Source organism: Kitasatospora sp. MBT63 (genome assembly GCF_000710465.2).
Classification (GTDB): domain Bacteria; phylum Actinomycetota; class Actinomycetes; order Streptomycetales; family Streptomycetaceae; genus Kitasatospora.
The window spans coordinates 1451-1805 of sequence record NZ_JAIZ01000773.1; the positions used below are offsets into that span (position 1 = coordinate 1451).

Genomic DNA, 355 nt, shown 5'->3' on the forward strand with positions numbered 1-355 from the left:
GCCCGTGCCGGGCGACACCGTCGCCGAGCGCCGCGCCGTCGCGCTCGGCGCCGGCGGCACGGCCACCGCCCCGCGCCCGAGCGCGCTGGACGACGTCCGCCGGCTGCTCTCCCGCGAGCCGCGCGGCCACGCCGGGATGTACGGCGGCTTCGTGGTGCCCGCCGACGACAGCGAGGCGCACTTCGGGGTGCTGTTCTGGCACAAGGACGGCTACTCGACCGCCTGCGGCCACGGCACCATCGCGCTCGGCGCCTGGGCCGTCGACTCCGGCCTGGTCGCCGCTCCCGCCGACGGCACCACCCGGGTCCGGATCGACGTGCCGTCCGGCCGGGTCTCGGCCGCCGTCCACCGCAGC

Annotated in this window: 1 protein-coding gene; it reads left to right on the plus strand. The window is 79.2% G+C overall.

The genetic code is table 11. From position 1 onward, the window contains the following. Nucleotides 1-355 (plus strand): proline racemase family protein (locus tag AA75_RS40030; RefSeq protein WP_199520531.1); only part of this gene is annotated, 355 nt, incomplete at both ends.